Origin of the sequence: Sorangium sp. So ce117, from assembly GCF_051524395.1 — a bacterium.
Taxonomy (GTDB): Bacteria; Myxococcota_A; Polyangia; order Polyangiales; family Polyangiaceae; genus Sorangium; species Sorangium cellulosum_B.
The window spans coordinates 6,120,890-6,137,380 of record NZ_CP150309.1 but is presented as its reverse complement, the minus strand read 5'-3'; the positions used below and the strand labels follow the sequence as shown (position 1 = coordinate 6,137,380).

The window sequence follows — 16,491 nt, the reverse complement described above, 5'->3', positions numbered from 1 at the left end:
GAGAGGTGCACAGCGGAACTGCCGGGCCTCAGCCGTGGTACCTATCGATAGAGGGGGGCCTCGGGTGGCACGACGGCGGGAGACTGCGACAGGGACTGCGGTGCGCGGCCTGCGCCATCCGCTCACGCCGGCCGTGCGGCTGCGTCGCCTCGGCGAGGCGCGCGGGCTCGACCGTTCCGGCGTCGACAGCTCTCCTGTTCCAGGGAGCCGCCGGGCGCCAGCGATCCATGGCGTTTCTTCCCCATGGAGGTGAGCCCGGCCTCCTCGTACGCGATCACCGAGATCCTCCACGAGGGCCAAAGTACCCGCCTGCTTCGCGCGGTCCGGAGCGCCGATGGCTGCCCGGTGATCCTGAAGGTCCTCGACCCGAGGCGCAGCCGCCCGAAGGACATCGAGCGCCTGAAGCACGAGTATGCGATCGGCAAGGCGCTGAGCCACGAGGCCATCGTGGCGCCGCTCGCCCTCGAGGCGTACGAGGGGCTGCCGGCGCTCGTCGTCGAGGATTTCGGCGGTGAGTCGCTCGACCGCTTGCTCGGCGCCCCCATGAAGGTCGATCGGTTCCTCGATCTCGCGGTTCGTATCGTCGCCGGGGTGGCGGAGCTTCACCAGCGGGACGTCATCCACAAGGATCTCAAGCCCCAGAACATCCTCGTCAACGCGGCTACCGGTCAGGTCAAGCTCGCCGACTTCGGCCTCGCGTCCCGCCTCTCCCGCGAGCCGTCGCCGGCAGGGCCTCCCCGGCTCATCGAGGGCTCCTTGCCGTACCTGGCTCCGGAGCAGACGGGGCGGATGAACCGGGCGATCGACAGCCGCACCGATCTCTATGCGCTCGGGGTCACGTTCCACGAGATGCTCACCGGGCGCCTGCCGTTCGAGGCGCGGGACCCGCTCGAGTGGGTGCACTGTCACGTCGCCCGCGTCCCGCCGCCGCCCTCCGCGCTCGTCCCGGAGCTGCCCGAGGTGGTCTCGGCGCTCGTCCTGAAGCTCCTGGCGAAGATGGCGGAGGATCGCTATCAGACCGCGCGCGGCCTCAAGCACGACCTCGAGCGGTGCCTCTCGGCGTGGCGAGCCACCGGCCGGATCGAGCCGTTCCCCTTGGCCGAGCACGACGCCTCCGATCGCTTCGAGATCCCTCAGAAGCTCTATGGCCGCGAGGAGGACGTGGCCGTGCTGCTGCGCGCGTTCGACCGCATGAGGGGCACGGGGGCCTCCGAGCTCGTCCTGGTCTCAGGCTATGCGGGCATCGGCAAGTCGGCGCTGGTCCGCGAGCTGTACAAGCCGATCGTCCGGGAGCGAGCGCTCTTTCTTTCGGGGAAGTTCGATCAATACAAGCGCGACATCCCGTACTTCACGCTCGTCCAGGCCTTCAGGGAGCTCGTGCTGGAGATCCTCGCCGAGGACGAGGAGGGGATCGCGGCCATCCGGCGGCGGCTGCTCGGCGCCCTCGGGATCAACGGACAGCTCATCGTGGAGGTTATCCCTCAGCTCGAGCTCGTCATCGGCCGGCAACCGCCGGTTCCTGAGCTCCCGCCGGCAGAGGCGCAGAACCGGTTCCGCGTCGTATTCCGGCACTTCATCGGGGTGTTCGCCCGGAAGGAGCACCCCCTCGCGCTCTTCCTCGACGATCTCCAGTGGACCGATGCTGCGAGTCTCGGGCTCCTTCATGATCTGGTGACGCACCCCGAAACACCCTATCTCCTCGTCGTCGGCGCGTACCGCGACAACGAGGTGACCCCCTCGCATCAGCTCGTGCGGGCGCTCGACCAGGCGCGGAAGGAGGGGGCGCGCATCACGGACATCGTGCTCGGCCCGCTCTCCCGGGACCACCTCGCCGCGCTCGTCAGCGACGCGCTTCGCTGCCGCCGCGAGGACGCCGCGCCGCTCTCGAACCTCGTTTACGAGAAGACGGCTGGCAACCCGTTCTTCGCGATCCAGTTCCTCTCCGCGCTGCACGAAGAGCGGCTGATCGCGTTCGACGAGCGCGCCGCGGCCTTCCGGTGGGACGTGGCGAAGATCCGCGAGAAAGGGTTCACGGACAACGTGGTCGACCTGATGGTCGGCAAGCTCGCGCGGCTCCTTCGGCGCACCCAGGGAGCGCTGACGCAGCTCGCCTGTCTGGGAGGCACCGTGGAGGTCACCCTCCTGACGACCGTTCAGGGCGGCTCGGAGGAGGACGTGCACACCGATCTTTGGGACGCAGTTCAGGAGGGGCTCATCTTTCGCTTGAACGGCGCGTACAAGTTCCTCCACGACCGCGTCCAGGAGGCGGCCTATTCGCTCATCCCCGAAGGCGAGCGGGCGGAAATGCACCTCGGGATCGGCCGGCTGCTCGCGTCGCATACGCCGCCCGAGAAGCTCGAGGAGAAGATCTTCGAAATCGTGAACCAGCTCAACCGCGGCGCCGGGCTCATCACGTCGCGGGGCGAGCGTGAACGGGTCGCCGAGCTCAACCTCGTGGCGGGCAAGCGCGCCAAGGGGTCGACCGCCTACGCCTCGGCGCTGGCGTACGTCGCCGCCGGCGCGGCGCTCCTCACCGAGGAGAGCTGGTCGCTTCGTTATGAGCTCGCCTTCGCGCTCGAGCTCTACCGGGCCGAGTGCGAGTACCTGACCGGCGAGCTGCCGACAGCGGAGGAGCGGCTCGCCATGCTCTCGCGCCGCGCCCGGAACGTCGTCGACTTCGCCGCCGTCACGTGCGTGCGCATGGCCCTTTACATGACCCTGGATCAGAGCGACCGCAGCGTGGAGGCGTGCCTCGAGTACCTCGGGCGCGTCGGCGTCGCGTGGCCGCCGCACCCGACGGACGCGGAGGTCCAGCAGGAATTCGAGCGGATGTGGCGAAAGCTCGGGAGCCGCCCGCTCGAGGAGCTCCTCGATCTGCCCACGATGACCGACCCGGACTGCCGCGCGACCATGGATGTCCTCTCGTCGTGCGATGTGCCGGCCTTGGTCTCCGACAAGAACCTGCTGAGCCTCCTGGTCGCTCGCATGGTGAACCTCAGCCTCGATCACGGGAACTGCGACGCGTCATGCCTCGCCTACGTCCGGCTCGGCTCGCTCCTCGGGTCGCGCTTCGGCGATTATCAGGCGGGGTTTCGCTTCGGCAAGCTCGGCCTCGATCTGATGGAGAAGCGCGCGAACCTCCGCTTCAAGGCCCGTGTCTATTTCGTCTTCTGGTTCACCATCAACCCCTGGACGAGGCACGTGCGCACCAGCGTCGAGCCCTTGCGATGCGCCTTTCACGTGGCGCAGGAGACCGGCGATCTCACGTATTCGTCCTATCTGTCCGCCGTCCTGGTGACGCTCCTCCTCACGGAGGGAGATCCGCTCGGCGAGGTGCAGCGAGAGGCCGAGGTAGCCCTCGCGTTCACGCGGAAGGCGAAGTTCGGCCTCGTCGTCGACCTCATCACCGCACAGCTCAGGTTCATCCGGACGCTCCGGGGGCTCTCGCCGGTCCTCGGCTCCTTCAACGATGATGACTTCGACGAGGGCCGGTTCGAGCGGCGCCTCGAGCGCGATCCGCGCCTCTCGATCGCCGCGGGCTGGTACTGGCTCCACAAGCTGCAAGCGCGCTGCCACGCGGGTGATTACGCCTCTGCCCTCGAGGTCGGGGCGAAGGCGCAGCGGCTCCTCCGGACGTCGCCGGTGTTCCTCGCGCTCACCGAATACCATTTCTATGGTGCGCTCGCGCGGGCGGCGCGCCACGACGCGGCACCTCCATCCGCCGACGAGCGGTCGCAGCACCTCGCGGCGCTCGTCGCCCACCACCATCAGCTCCAGGTCTGGGCCTCGAGCTGTCCGGAGAACTTCCGCGATCGCGCGGCGCTGGTCGGCGCCGAGCTCGCGCGCATCGGCGGCGAATGGGACAGAGCGGAGCATCTGTACGAGCAGGCCATCCGCTCCGCGCGCGAAAGCGGTTTTGCCCACAACGAGGCGCTCGCCCACGAGATCGCGTCGAGGTTTTACCGGGCGCGGGGGTTCGACCTGATTGCCGACACGTACCTCCGCGAGGCCCGCGGCTGTTACGACCGCTGGGGGGCGGACGGCAAGGTCAAGCAGATCGACCAGCAACATCCGCACCTCTGGGACAAGACGCCGCTCGCCCCGACCGCTTCGTTCGAGGTGCGGTCCGAGCAGCTCGACCTGCTGTCGGTGACCAAGGCATCGCAGACCCTGTCGAGCGAGCTCGTCCTCGACAAGCTGTTGCGCGCGCTGCTCGCAGTCGTCCTCGAGCAGGGGGGCGCGCAGAGGGTTTGCCTCCTCCTGTACCAGGACGGGCGCCTCTCCATCGAGGCGGAGGCCACCCTCGAAGAGAGCGGGGCGGCGACGACCCTCCTCCCGCCGAGGGCGGAGGATGGCTCGCGGCGCGTCCCCATGTCGCTCGTCCGCTACGTTCAGCGGACGAAGGAGCGTGTCATCCTGAGCGATGCCGCCGCGGACGCGGGCAGGTTCTCCGGCGATGGCTACTTCGCGCGGTACAGGCCGATGTCGCTGCTCTGCGCGCCCATCCTGAGGCAGGGCGAGGTGGTGGGCCTGCTCTACCTCGAGAACAACCTCGTCGAGGGCGCGTTCACGCCGGAGCGGCTGACCGCCCTCTCGCTGCTCGCCACACAGGCAGCGATCTCCCTGGAGAACGCGCGGCTGCTCGCAAACGAGCAGGCCGCGCGGGCCGCGGCCGAGGCGGCCGAGCGCCGCGCGGCCTTCCTGGGCGAGGCCGGGGACATCCTCTCCGGGTCGCTCGATTATGGCGAGACGTTGTCGCGTATCGCGCAGCTCTCGGTACGATCGCTTTGCGACTGGTGCGTCATCGACGTCGTGGAAGGTGGAGAGATCCGGCGAATCTCCTGGGCGCACCGAGATCCCACGCTGGAGTCGTTGATCGAGGAGCTGGAGCGACGGTATCCTCCTGGCCGCGACTCGCCCCATCCCGCGGCCACCGTCCTGCGCAGCGGTGAGCCGCTCCTGCTCCCCGAGCTCTCGGAGGCCATCCTCCGGGGGCATTGCGAGGACGACGGGCACGTGAGGCTCCTCCGAGCGCTCGGGACCGCGAGTTCCATCACGGTGCCGCTCGTGGCGCGGGGACAGCCGATCGGGGCGCTGAGCATCGTCTCGTCCGCGCCGGAGCGCCGCTACGGGGATGCCGATCTCGAGCTCGTGCAAGAAGTGGCGCGCCGGGCGGCGATCGCGATCGACAATGCGCGGCTCTACCGCGCCGCCCAGGAGGCCATCCGCGCGCGGGACGAGTTCCTGACCGTGGCGACGCACGAGCTCAACACGCCGATGACGTCGCTCACGCTCTCGCTCGAGGCCATGGATCGGACCCTCCGATCGGGTCGAACCTGGGATCCGCAGGCCATGGGCAGGCAGATCGACCGCGCTCTGCGGCAGGCGGCGCGCCTGACCCGCCTGAACAGCGAGCTCCTCGACGTGTCGCGGATCCACGCGCATCGGCTCCCGCTCGAGGTCGAGGAGGTGGACCTCGGGGCGATCGTCCGCGACGCGATCGCGCGGTTCAAGCTGGATCTGGCGCGCGCCGGGTGCGCGGTCTCGCTGCGGGACGGCGGCCCGATCGTGGGCCTCTGGGATCGCTCCCGCATTGACCAGATCGTGACGAATCTCCTCGCCAATGCGATCAAGTTCGGGGCGGGCAAGCCTGTCGAGGTCTTCCTCGGAGAGGAGGATAGCGTTGCGCGGCTCTCGGTGCGGGACCACGGGATCGGGATCGACCCGGCGCGCCAGGGGCAGATCTTCGAGCGGTTCGAGCGCGCGGTGTCGGACCGGCACTACGGCGGGCTGGGGCTGGGGCTGTACATCAGCCGCAGGATCGCGGAGGCGCACGGCGGCTCGATCCGCGTCGAGAGCGCGCTCGGCGCCGGGGCGACGTTCGTCGTCGAGCTGCCGCGGGCCGGGCCGCCGCCCGGGGCCGGGCCGCGCGCCCAGCCGGGCTGAGCGGCGCTGCCGGGGGCCCTCACGCCGGCTCGTCGCGCTCGGGGTCGATGTGCACGAGCACCTCTGCGTCGGGCTCGATGGCGAGGATGGCGTCGCGCGCGCGGTCGCTGGTCGCGTGCGCGCGCGCGAGGGGGAGGTCGCCCGGGAGCTCGATGTGCACCTCCACGAACAGCGTGCGCCCGGCGATCCGCGTGCGCAGCCTGTGGTGGCCGAGGAGCTCGCCGCGCGCGCGCATGGCGTCGAGCGCGCCCGCGATGGCGCCGACGCGCTCCTCCGGGGCGCTCGTGTCGATGAGGTCGCGCACGCCGAGCCGGAGGAGGGTCCCCGCGGACGTGAGGATGTAGACGGCGACCGCGACCGAGAGGACGCCGTCGATGCGGGAGAAGCCCGTCGCGTACGTGAGGGCGACGCCGGCGAGGACGGCGAGGTTCGCGGCGATGTCGGTGCGGTAGTGGACGGCGTCGGCCTGGATGGCGCTCGAGCCGGTGCGCGCGGCGACCCGGCCGAGGTAGGCCACGAGCGCCGCGGTGATGAGGGCGGCGGCGGCCATCGCGCCGAGCGTGACGGCGGCGAGGCGGAGCGGCTCGGGCGCGAGCAGCCGCCGGAACCCCTCGATGAGCAGGTAAACCCCCGAGCCGCCGATGAGCAGGCCCTGACCGGCGGTCGCGAGCGTCTCGATCTTCGCGTGGCCGAACGGGTGCGAGCGGTCGGGCGCGGCGTGGGCCAGCTGGATGGCGAGGGCGTTCGCCGAGGAGGCGAAGAGGTCCGTGAGCGAGTCGACGGCGCTCGCGGTCACGGCCATCGACTGGCCGAGCTGGCCGGCGATGAGCTTGCCGAGGGCGAGGCCGCCGGCGGTCAGCGCCGCGATGCGCCCGGCGCGCAGCGCGGCGCGGGCGCGGTCGGCAGGGTCGAGGCGGCGCTCGGCGGAGGGAGCGGCGCCGCGGTCGACGGCGCGGGCGGCGGGCGCAACGCCGGGGTCAGGGCGGGCGGCGGGGTCGGCGCGGGCGGCGAGGCGGGCGGCAGGACGTGGTCCGCTCATGGCCGGGAGGCTACCCCGCGACGCCCTTGCTCGTCATGCGCGTGGTGGTCAGGATCACCCGGGTGGGTGCGCTGCGACGTCGCACGCGCCCCGACCGCGAGATCGTCGAACGGATGGCCCCGCTGCTCGGGCTCGACTGGTCGGGCGTGGAGACCTTCCGGGACCTGCGGGCGGGCCTGAAGGCCGCGATCGCCGGCCGGCAGCGTGCCCCGGCCGCAGCGCGACCCCCAGCGAATTCCGCCTGATCGCCGCGGCCGAGGCTCCGCGTCGCGGAGGCGGCGCCGCGCTACGCGACGGCGCGGTCCAGGTGGGCAGGCGCCCCCGCCCGCGACGGGCGGAGCTCGACCTTCACCCACCCTGCGTCTCGCCGGTCGAAGGCCTTGTAGGCGTCGATCGCCGACTCCAGGGGCGCTTTCTTGGTGAGGATCGTGGTGGGATCCACCTGGCCGGTCTGCACGAGGTCCACGAGCTTCGGGATGTACTTCCTGTGATTGCAGTTGCCCATCTGGAGGGTGAGGTTCTTGTTCATGGCCTCTCCGATGGGGAACGTGCGCGACGTCTGCGGATAGACGCCGATGACGGCGATGGTCCCCGCCTTGGCCACGCACCGGACGGCCCACTGCAGCACCTGCGACGGCCCGTCGCCGGCGCGGAAGGCGTCGCCGGTGGTCCGCGCGTTGGGGGCGATCTGCTTGACCTCGAGGTCGAACGCCTTGGCCTGCTGCTTTGCCTCCTTGTGGGCGGGGCCTTCGTGCGGGCGCTCGGCGTCGACGCCCACGGCGTCGATCGCCCGGTCCACGCCGATGCCGCCGGTCAGGCGCAGGATGGCCTCGATCGGGTCCTCGGCGGAGAAATCGACGGTCTCGGCGCCTTGCTCGCGCGCCATCTCGAGCCGGTCGGGCACGCGATCGACGGCGAGGATGCGCCCCGCGCCCATGAGCTTGGCGCTCGCGATCGTGAACAGGCCGACGGGGCCGCAGCCGAAGATCGCGACCGTGTCGCCGGGCTTGATCTCGGCGAGCTCGGCGCCGAAGTACGCCGTCGGGAAGATGTCGGAGAGCAGGATGGCCTGGTCGTCGCTGACGCCGTTCGGCAGCTTGACGAGGCCGACGCCCGCGAAGGGGATGCGCGCGAGCTCGGCCTGCAGCCCGTCGAACGGGCCCGACATGGCGGGGCCGCCGAAGAACGCCGTGCCCGCGTGCTTGCCGTTCGGGTTCGCGTTGTCGCACTGCGCGTAGTACGCGGCGCGACAGTACGAGCAGTAGCCGCACGCGATCGTCGAGGGCACGACGACGCGATCGCCCTTCTTCAGGTTCCGCACGTCGGCGCCGAGCTCCTCGACGACGCCGACCGCCTCGTGGCCGAGGACCGTGCCCGGCACCATCCCCGGCATCGTGCCGCGGACGAAGTGGAGATCGGTCCCGCAGATGGCGCTCGCCGTGATCCGGAGGATCGCGTCGGTCGGCTCCTTGATCTTCGGCTCCTTGACGTCGTCCATCCGGATGTCGCCGACGCCGTGAAACACTACCGCCTTCATGGGTTCTCGCTTTCTCCCTCGAGGGGCGGCGCGCCGGCCGGCCGAGAGGCACAGGCCGCCGCGCTCTGCAGAGATGGCCGAGGTTCTAAACGCCGCGTGTCCGTGCCGATCCCGTGCCAGCCTGCGCGTGCAGCCGCGGCGCGGAGGGCAGCAACCGAGGTGCCCGCGGGACATCGCCCGGAGATCCGCCTCCGGCGCGCTGCTCGCATCCGCGGCGCGCTGCTCCCCGGGCAGTGGGGCGATCGTGACAATCTGCCCCGTCCGGGGCCGCCCGCCGCAGGGGAGTCCGGTTATCCGGGCTCGCTGGCCTGGAAAGAGGGTCTCAGCCGCAGGCGGCCCACCTGGAAAGAGGTCAAGCGAGCCGCGCCGCAGGCCGCTCCCCGTGGCCGAACCGGCCGCCGGGCCGGCGTCGTGGCATCACCGCCCTTCGCGCCGCCGATCCGCCGCGCTCCCCCGCGCAGGCGCCGCGGCGTGCCGCGCGAGCGCGCGCCGGACCGGGCCGCGATCGGCGCCGCCGGCGCGCACGGGATCGGCCTCGCCGACCAGCACCGACAGCGCGCGCGCCTGCGTCGTCGCCGCGGCAGCGAGGGGGCGATCGCCGTTCCGCGCGGCGAGCGCCGAGAGCCGCCGCGCGACGCCGAGCGCCGCCGGCAGCGCGCCCGCCGCCACGTAGGCGGCCGCGAGCTCCTGGAGCAGCTTGCCGTCGTCGCCGCGGAGCGCCGCCGCCGCTTCCAGATCGGCGATCGCCTCCTCGCGCCGCCCCTCGCGCGACCGCAGCGCCGCCCGGGCGCGGTGGCCCTCGACGAAGCCGCTCACGTGGTCCAGCCCCACGGTGTACGCGCGCTCCGCCTCGCGCGGATCGCCCGCCCGCTCGTACAGCGCGCCCAGCCCGAGGTACGCCGGGCCGTAGGTCGCGTCGAAGCGGACCGCCTCCAGGTACCGCTGCAGCGCCACATCGGCCTCGCCGGCCGCGGCGCGGGCCTCGGCCTGGCGCGTCAGCTCGGCGGCCTGGGCCGTCGCCCAGCCGACCCCGTCCGCCCGGGCCGGCGCGGCCCCGTGCAGCAGCGCCGCGGCGAGCGAGGCGGCGGCGAGGGCGCGCGCTCGCGCGCTGTTTCGGGGGCGCGCGCCCCCCGCATCTACGCACCGCGCCGCGCACACAGGGCCGAGCGTACCGGCGCCCGGCCCCTCGAGCAATCGGACGGCTGCTCCGGAAGGCAGCCGCCCGGCGCGAGTTCGCGTAGGATGCGCGCTCATGGGTGAGGATCTGCGCTTCCCGGACGGGTTCCTGTTCGGCACTGCCGCCTCCGCCACACAGGTCGAGGGGCACTGCGCGCAGAGCGACTGGGCCGCGTTCGCGCGCGAGCCGGGGCGAGTCCGCGGCGGCGATACGCCGGACGACGCGTGCGACCAGCTGCACCGCTTCCGCGAGGACGTCGCGCTCCAGGCGCGGCTCTGTATGGGGGCGCACCGGCTCTCCATCGAGTGGGCCCGCGTCGAGCGGGAGCCGGGCGAGTTCGATCCGGCCACGTGGGACCACTACCGGGACGTGCTCGGCGCGCACCGGGACGCCGGGATCACCCCGATGGTCACCGTCCATCACGTCACCCTGCCGCGCTGGGTCGCGCAGCGGGGCGGCCTGCTCTCGCTGGAGCTGCCGGCGCTCCTCTCGCGCTTCGCCGAGCGCGCCGTCGAGGCGCTCGGCGACCTGTGCCAGCTCTGGGTCACCATCAACGAGCCCAACATGCTCGCCCTGCAGGCCCACCTGCTCGGCGTCTGGCCGCCGGCGCGGAGCTCGCCCGTCGAGGCGGTGCGCGCCCACCAGAACCTGCTCCGCGCCCACGCCGCCATGTACCGCGCCATGCACGAGGCCGCGGGCCGGCGCGGGCACTCCATCTCGGTCGGCGTCGCGCACCACCTGCGCGTCATCGAGCCGGAGCGGTTCGGGCGGCTCGCCGACCGCATGTGGGCGGCCCTCTTCGAGCGGCTGTTCAACGACGCGTTCGCGCGCGCCGTCTGCGACAGCGGCCTGCACGACTTCTTCGGCGTGAACTACTACAGCCGCGACCTTGTCCGCTTCTCGGCGGCGCACGCGCGCGCCGGGTTCCTCCGGCGGCTCGTCCCCGAGGGGGCGGAGGTCAGCGATCTCGGCTGGGAGATCTACCCGGAGGGGCTCGGCTACGTGCTCGACGCCTGGTGGCCCCGCGCCCGGGTCCCGATCTACATCACGGAGAACGGCATCGCCGACGCCGACGACGACCAGCGCCCGCGGTTCCTCGTGCGGCACCTCGCGGAGGTCGCGCGGGCCATCGAGCGCGGCGTCGACGTGCGCGGGTACATGCACTGGTCGCTGCTCGACGGCTTCGAGTGGGCCGAGGGCTACGCCCCGCGCTTCGGGCTTGTCGAGGTCGACCGCGTGACCCAGGAGCGCAGCCCGCGGCCCAGCGCCGAGCTCTACGCCCGGATCGCGCGCGCGCGCAGCATCGAGGCAGAGGGCCCGGGCGGCCCGCGGAGCGAGCGCGGCGCCGCGCCCGCGTGACGGACGGCACCGGAAAGGCAGGATCGATGCGCATCGCGCTGCTCTACCCACCGCCCTGGAAGATCCCCGCGCCCGGGGAGGCGCCCGACAAGAGCGGCGACGGCCCGCCGGCCGAGTACCGCGAGGGCGACCTCGACCCGGACTTCCACCAGACCCCGTACGGGCTCTTCTCGCTGGGCGCGCAGGCCCTCCGCGCGGGCCACCAGGTGAAGGTGCTGAACCTCTCGTCGTACCCGTTCTCGCAGGTCGAGCGGGTCGTGCGCGAGCTCGGCGCGGACGTGTTCGGCCTGTCGTGCTGGACCGCCAACCGGCGCGGCGTGGCGCTCACCGCCCGGTGCATCCGGCGGCTCCACCCCGGGGCGCACATCGTCGTCGGCGGGCCGCACGCGACCCCGCTCGCGGCCGAGATGCTGCGGCACCACCCCGAGATCGACACGGTGACGCTCGGAGAGAGCGAGCACTCGTTCCTCGAGCTGCTCGAGCGCCTCGAGGCCGGCCGGCCCGCGCTCGGCGTCCCCGGCACGGCGTACCGCGTCGACGGCCGGGTCGAGCTCGGCCCGCCCCGGCCCGCGATCGAGGAGCTCGACGCGCTCGCGTCGCCGCACGACCACTTCGCCACGCACATCGTGATGACCTCGCGCGGCTGCGCCTGGGCGTGCACGTTCTGCGGCGCCGAGGCGACCTGGGGCCGCGGCTTCCGGGGCCAGTCGGTGCCCTACGTGCTCGACTCCATCGAGGCCGCCGTGGCGAAGCTGCCGGTGAAGATGGTCCAGATCAAGGACGACACCTTCACGACGAACCGCAAGCGCGTCATCGAGATCTGCCGCGGCATCCGCGATCGGAAGATCTCTTTCCTGTGGAGCTGCGACACGCGCGTCGACGTGCTCGGCGAGGAGCTGCTCCGCGAGATGCGCCTCGCCGGCTGCCAGCGCCTGAGCCTCGGCGTCGAGTCGGGCTCGCCGTCCATCCTGAAGAACATCGACAAGAAGATCACGGTCAAGAAGATCATCGAGTCGACGGAGCTCGCGAAGAAGTACGGGATCCAGGTCCGCTACTACATGATGCTGGGCAACCGCGGCGAGACGGCGGAGACGTTCCGGGAGACGCTCGCGTTCCTGGAGGCGGCGAGGCCGCACCAGTACATCTTCTCGTGCCTGTCCATCTACCCCGGCACGCGCGACTTCGACGACGCCGAGGCGGCCGGCTGGCTTCAGCGCGACGTCTATTTCCGCGGCGACTTCCAGGAGCTCAAGACGCCGTTCGACGCCTCGGAGGAGGACACGGCGCTGATGAGCGCCTGGTTCGAGCAGAACAAGGGGCTGCGCGAGCTCTACCGCGAGGGGGTGGGGGAGCGCAGGGCGATCCTCGAGCTCCTCGGCGATCATCACGCGGCGCACCTGGAGCTCGGCGTCGCCTACCTCGACGCGGGGCAGCTCGACCTCGCGGAGCGGCACGCCGCGCGCGCGCTGGAGCTCGGCCACCCGCTGCCGGGGCTCGCGCTCAACGCGCTCGCGTGCGTCGCGGCGGGCCGGCGCGACTGGCAGGCGATGCAGGATCACTTCACGGCGGCCGCGAAGCGCGACCCGCAGCACGCCGTGCTCATCCGCAACGTGCAGGCGGCGCGCGCGTGGTTCGCGAAGGGCGGGCCGGGCAAGGGGCTCCCGCTCGATCTCGTGGCGCGCTGTGACTTCCAGCTCCTGGAGCGGACGGCGCAGCCGGCGCTCCCGGGGCCGCTCCCGGAGGACTTCGCCGTGTGGCCGCAGGCCGTGGCGCGGCCGGCGCCGCCGCGCGCGGCCGAGGCCGCCGGCCGCGACGGAGCGGCGCAGCGCGGGCGGCTCCGGGTGCTGCCGTCGTAGCGCCAGGCGGCGCGGCGCCCCGGTTCCTCCGGCCCTCCCGGCGTGCTACCCGCCCTGCCATGTCGAGGAGCACAGACCACGGCCGCCCCGGCGCCGGCCCGGATCCAGCGGCGGACCCACCTCTCCAGGGCGCGAAGGCGCCGAGCCACGCCGAGCGCTGCCGCACGCTGGCGCAGCGGGCCCGCGCCGCCACGCTGTGCACGCTCGCGCGGGATCCCGCCGGCTATCCGTACGGCTCGCTCGTCGCCGTCACCGTGGACGCGCACGGGCGCCCGCTGCTGCTGCTCTCGGCGCTCGCCGAGCACACAGGCAACCTCAAGGTCCGCGCCGAGGCGTCGCTGCTCCTCGCCGAGCCCGCCGAGGGCCTGGCCGACCCGCTCGCGCTCGGCCGGATGACCCTGATCGGCCCGTGCCGCCCCCTCGAAGGCGCGGAGGCGGCCGCCGCCCGGACGAGCTTCCTCGCGACGCACCCGCGTGCGTCGTACTACGTGGATTTCACGGACTTTTCTTTCTACCGGCTCGACCCGGTGTCGATCCGCTACGTCGGCGGCTTCGGCCGCATGTCCTGGGTCGAGGCCGACGCGTACGCGGCCGCCGAGCCCGATCCGCTCGCCGCCGACGCCGCGGGCATCCTCGAGCACATGAACACCGATCACGCCGACGCCGTCCTCGCGTACGCGAAGGTCCTCGCCGGCATCAAGGACGCCACCGGCGCCACGATGACCTCGGTCGATCGTTACGGCTTCGAGCTGGACGTCATCACGCCGGCGGGGCCGAAGGCGACGCGCCTCCCGTTCGACGCGCCGGTCTCGACGACGGACGAGGTGCGGAAGGCGATGGTGGCGCTGGTCCGCGAGGCGCGCCGCCGCACCGCCTAGCGGCGCGCCGCGCGGGCGCCGTCCTGCCGCCGCCGGCGCGGGTGAGGCCGCTGTCCGCCATGGCGGCGCCAGCCCCGAAGCGGGCCGCGCCCCCCGGCACCCGGCTGATTTCGGCGATTCGCTCCCTGGTACGCGATCTGCCGAGGTCGCGCTGCATGGGAGACGCCGACATCACGTTGCGCCACATCGCCCGGAGGTGCCCCGGCGACCTGACGCGCGTCTTTGTCCCCGAGGGCAGGCCGGTCGAGGTCCTCGGCTGGATCGACACGCAGGTCACGAAGCTCGAGCGGCGCCTCGACAAGGCGCTGCGCCTGCGCGTCGGCGACGAGCTGCGCGTGCTGCACGTCGAGTTCTGCTTCGCGTGGCGCGACGACGTGCCCGACCAGATGTTCGAGTACCTGGGCTTCCTCTTCGCCGCGCTCCGGCGCGAGGCCGACGGAGAGCCGGTGCCGCCCATCGAGAGCGTCGCCGTGGTCCTCTCGGGCCGCAGGCAGCGCCTGCCCTCGACAGGGACGCGCCGCACCGCCTGGAGGGAGCGGCGGTTCAGCGGCGCGCGCTTCCGCATCGACGCGGTTTACCAGCGTACTGTCGCCGAGCTCAGGGCGCGCGGCAGCGTGTTCTGGCTCGTGTTCGCCCCGCTTGCCCGGGACGCCACCGCCGCCGCGATGCGGGAGATCGTCGCGGAGATCCACGCGCGGACAGCGACCGGCGAGGAGCGGGTCGAGTTATATACAGCGCTCCTCGTCATGGCGGCCATCGACCCCTGGGGGCACAATCTGCGGAAGGAGATCGTCATGCTGATGGACGACAGGGAGACGGAGAAGGACCTGCTCTGGAGCGTACCGTGGATGAGAAAGGCGCTCGATGAGGCCTCGAAGGAGCTCGTGAAGGAGGCCGAGCAGCAGGCCATCGCCCAGCTGCTTGGCCGCCTCTTCGCGCGGCGGGTCGGGCGCCAGCCGACCGCCGAGGAGGAGCGCTCGATCCTCGAGCGCGCCGAGGCCATCGGGCCGGGCGAGGTCGAGGACGCCCTGCTCGATCTCGACACCGATGCGCTGGTGCGCTGGCTCGCCGAGCCGATCCGCCGCTGATCCGAGCGCGATCCTGACGGCGACGCCTCGCCGGCCAGGATCTCCGCAGCCCGTCACCCGTCGCGGCGCCGCGGGCCGCTCGCTCTCCTCCCGCCGCCGCGGCGCGAGCGCCCCAGCGCGTGGTGCAGCCCGCTCTGGAGCGAGCTCAGCGTGACGATCTCCCGGAGGTCGATGCCGATGCCCACCATCGTCTGCGCCACCTCGGGGCCGACGCCGGTGAGGATGACCTCCGCGCCGAGCAGCTTGACCGCCTGGGCCGCCCTGATCAGCGAGTCCGCGATCTCGGCGTCGACCACCGCCACGCCGGTGACGTCGAGGATGACCGTGGCCGCGCGCTGCGCCACCACCCCCTGGAGCAAGCGCTCCAGCAGCTGCTCGATGCGCACCCGGTCGAGCCGTCCGACGAGGGGCATCACCAGGATCCCCGCGTCGAGCGGGATGAGCGGCGTCGAGAGCTCCCGGATTGTCGCCTCCTGCGCGTCGATCATCTGCGCTTGAAGCGCCGCGCGCTCCGCCTCGGCCCGCCGGAGCTCGGTCACGTCGTAGCCCTCGGCGATCAGGAGGACGCTCTGGCCCAGCGTGTCGAGGATCGGCTTCATCTTGAGGTCGAGCGTCGCCACGCGCCCGCCGGGCCCGTGGATCTTCACCTCGCACGAGGACGGCTCGCCCGAAGCTGCCCGGCGGACGCACTCCCTGATCCGCTCCCCTGCGCTCGCTCCGCCGACCCAGAACGGCGCCTGCCAGAGCGGCCCGCCGTGCGCTTCGCCCGGCCGCGCCCCGGTGAAATCGGCCATCGTCCGGTTGCGCTCGATCAGGTCCCCGTGCGGGGTGAGCAGGCCGATGAACATCGAGGTCTCGTCGAAGATCGCCCGGAACTTCTGCTCGCTCTCGCGCAGCGCCTGCTCGCGCTTCAGCTGCTCCGTGAGGGGGCGCGAGAAGGCCGAGAAGAACTGCTCATCACCGCTCTGGACGAGGTGAGAGCTCACCTCGACGTCGATCAGGTGGCCGTCCTTGTGGCGGTGCCTCGCGAGGAAGCGGAGCGACCCCCTGGCCTTGATCTCCTCGATGACCATGACGACCTCGTGCGGCGGCCGCGGGTCGATCTCGCCGATGTTCATCGTCAGGAGCTCGCTCCGGTCGTAACCCACGATGCCGGCGAAGGATGGATTGCAGTCGAGGATCTCGCCGTTCATCCCGACGACGTGGAACCCCTCGCCGGCCGCCTGCAGGATCAGCCGCGTCCGTTCCTCCTGGCGCCCCAGCTGCTCATGGAGCCTGTCGATCTCCTTGCGCAATCCGGCGTTCTCCGCCCGGAGCCGCTCGATGCTGTCCTGATCCGTCTCCACGTTCGTTCTTCCTTCCATCCTTCCGGCCGCCCCCCTCCCACCCCGCCGAGGAGCCGCTCTCCCCTCCCGCGCGTCTCCAACGAACCAGGAAGATAGCCGATCCCGGCGTCACGCCGCGCGCTCGTCGGCTGCCCGGGCGCGCTCGACCGGAGCGGACGAGCTCGATGCACCGCCGCGCTTGTCGTTGTCGCTGCGTGCCGCGACGTGTCGCCGCGGCGTTGCGCCCATGACATCAGCGCGCGACGCGCCTGCGCGATACGAGCGC

At 72.3% G+C, this 16,491-nt stretch carries 10 protein-coding genes; 6 read left to right on the top strand and 4 right to left on the bottom strand.

Going from position 1 to position 16,491, the window contains the following annotated elements; translation table 11 throughout:
- Positions 1 to 243 precede the first annotated feature (243 nt).
- Positions 244 to 5,946, top strand: coding sequence for a sensor histidine kinase (locus tag WMF46_RS22930; protein WP_437987545.1), 5,703 nt, complete (start codon positions 244 to 246; stop codon positions 5,944 to 5,946).
- A 19-nt stretch (positions 5,947 to 5,965) separates the two neighbouring features.
- On the opposite strand, the gene WMF46_RS22925 is transcribed toward WMF46_RS22930, so the two are convergent.
- Positions 5,966 to 6,985 (bottom strand): cation diffusion facilitator family transporter, encoded by a 1,020-nt coding sequence (locus WMF46_RS22925; RefSeq protein ID WP_437987544.1) that lies wholly within the window; start codon positions 6,983 to 6,985, stop codon positions 5,966 to 5,968.
- A 26-nt stretch (positions 6,986 to 7,011) separates the two neighbouring features.
- Here WMF46_RS22925 and WMF46_RS22920 point away from each other — a divergent pair, with 26 nt between their 5' ends.
- On the top strand, positions 7,012 to 7,230 hold the full coding sequence (locus WMF46_RS22920) for a hypothetical protein (protein ID WP_437987543.1): 219 nt from the start codon (positions 7,012 to 7,014) through the stop codon (positions 7,228 to 7,230).
- Between the two features lie 41 nt (positions 7,231 to 7,271).
- Here the strand turns inward: WMF46_RS22920 and WMF46_RS22915 are convergent, their stop codons facing one another.
- Both WMF46_RS22915 and WMF46_RS22910 read right to left on the bottom strand, forming a co-directional pair.
- Positions 7,272 to 8,522 (bottom strand): zinc-dependent alcohol dehydrogenase, encoded by a 1,251-nt coding sequence (locus WMF46_RS22915; RefSeq protein WP_437554912.1) that lies wholly within the window; start codon positions 8,520 to 8,522, stop codon positions 7,272 to 7,274.
- A gap of 417 nt (positions 8,523 to 8,939) precedes the next feature.
- The gene (locus tag WMF46_RS22910) at positions 8,940 to 9,716 is read right to left on the bottom strand and encodes a tetratricopeptide repeat protein (RefSeq protein ID WP_437987542.1); all 777 of its coding nucleotides are present in this window, start codon (positions 9,714 to 9,716) and stop codon (positions 8,940 to 8,942) included.
- A gap of 58 nt (positions 9,717 to 9,774) precedes the next feature.
- Between WMF46_RS22910 and WMF46_RS22905 the strand changes: the two genes are divergently transcribed.
- The 4 genes from WMF46_RS22905 (at position 9,775) to WMF46_RS22890 (ending at position 14,880) form a co-directional block, all read left to right on the top strand.
- The gene (locus WMF46_RS22905; protein WP_437987541.1) at positions 9,775 to 11,058 is read left to right on the top strand and encodes a glycoside hydrolase family 1 protein; all 1,284 of its coding nucleotides are present in this window, start codon (positions 9,775 to 9,777) and stop codon (positions 11,056 to 11,058) included.
- Positions 11,059 to 11,084: 26 nt separating this feature from the next.
- Positions 11,085 to 12,914 carry a radical SAM protein gene (locus WMF46_RS22900; protein WP_437987540.1) on the top strand — a complete coding sequence of 610 codons (1,830 nt, stop codon included), beginning with the start codon at positions 11,085 to 11,087 and terminating at the stop codon, positions 12,912 to 12,914.
- Positions 12,915 to 12,973: 59 nt separating this feature from the next.
- Positions 12,974 to 13,792 carry a HugZ family protein gene (locus WMF46_RS22895; protein WP_437987539.1) on the top strand — a complete coding sequence of 273 codons (819 nt, stop codon included), beginning with the start codon at positions 12,974 to 12,976 and terminating at the stop codon, positions 13,790 to 13,792.
- Between the two features lie 155 nt (positions 13,793 to 13,947).
- The gene (locus WMF46_RS22890; protein WP_437987538.1) at positions 13,948 to 14,880 is read left to right on the top strand and encodes a hypothetical protein; all 933 of its coding nucleotides are present in this window, start codon (positions 13,948 to 13,950) and stop codon (positions 14,878 to 14,880) included.
- Between the two features lie 53 nt (positions 14,881 to 14,933).
- On the opposite strand, the gene WMF46_RS22885 is transcribed toward WMF46_RS22890, so the two are convergent.
- Entirely contained in the window at positions 14,934 to 16,226 is a 1,293-nt protein-coding gene (locus WMF46_RS22885; RefSeq protein WP_437987537.1) for a PAS domain S-box protein, read from the bottom strand.
- Between the last annotated feature and the right edge of the window lie 265 nt (positions 16,227 to 16,491).

Excerpts from the sequence above, each read along its gene's own strand:
- WMF46_RS22930 (WP_437987545.1), top strand. The coding sequence starts at position 244 with ATGGAGGTGAGCCCGGCCTCCTCGTACGCGATCACCGAGATCCTCCAC.
- WMF46_RS22900 (WP_437987540.1), top strand. The coding sequence starts at position 11,085 with ATGCGCATCGCGCTGCTCTACCCACCGCCCTGGAAGATCCCCGCGCCC.
- WMF46_RS22915 (WP_437554912.1), bottom strand. The coding sequence starts at position 8,522 with ATGAAGGCGGTAGTGTTTCACGGCGTCGGCGACATCCGGATGGACGAC.
- WMF46_RS22905 (WP_437987541.1), top strand. The coding sequence starts at position 9,775 with ATGGGTGAGGATCTGCGCTTCCCGGACGGGTTCCTGTTCGGCACTGCC.
- WMF46_RS22925 (WP_437987544.1), bottom strand. The coding sequence starts at position 6,985 with ATGAGCGGACCACGTCCTGCCGCCCGCCTCGCCGCCCGCGCCGACCCC.
- WMF46_RS22895 (WP_437987539.1), top strand. The coding sequence starts at position 12,974 with ATGTCGAGGAGCACAGACCACGGCCGCCCCGGCGCCGGCCCGGATCCA.
- WMF46_RS22890 (WP_437987538.1), top strand. The coding sequence starts at position 13,948 with ATGGGAGACGCCGACATCACGTTGCGCCACATCGCCCGGAGGTGCCCC.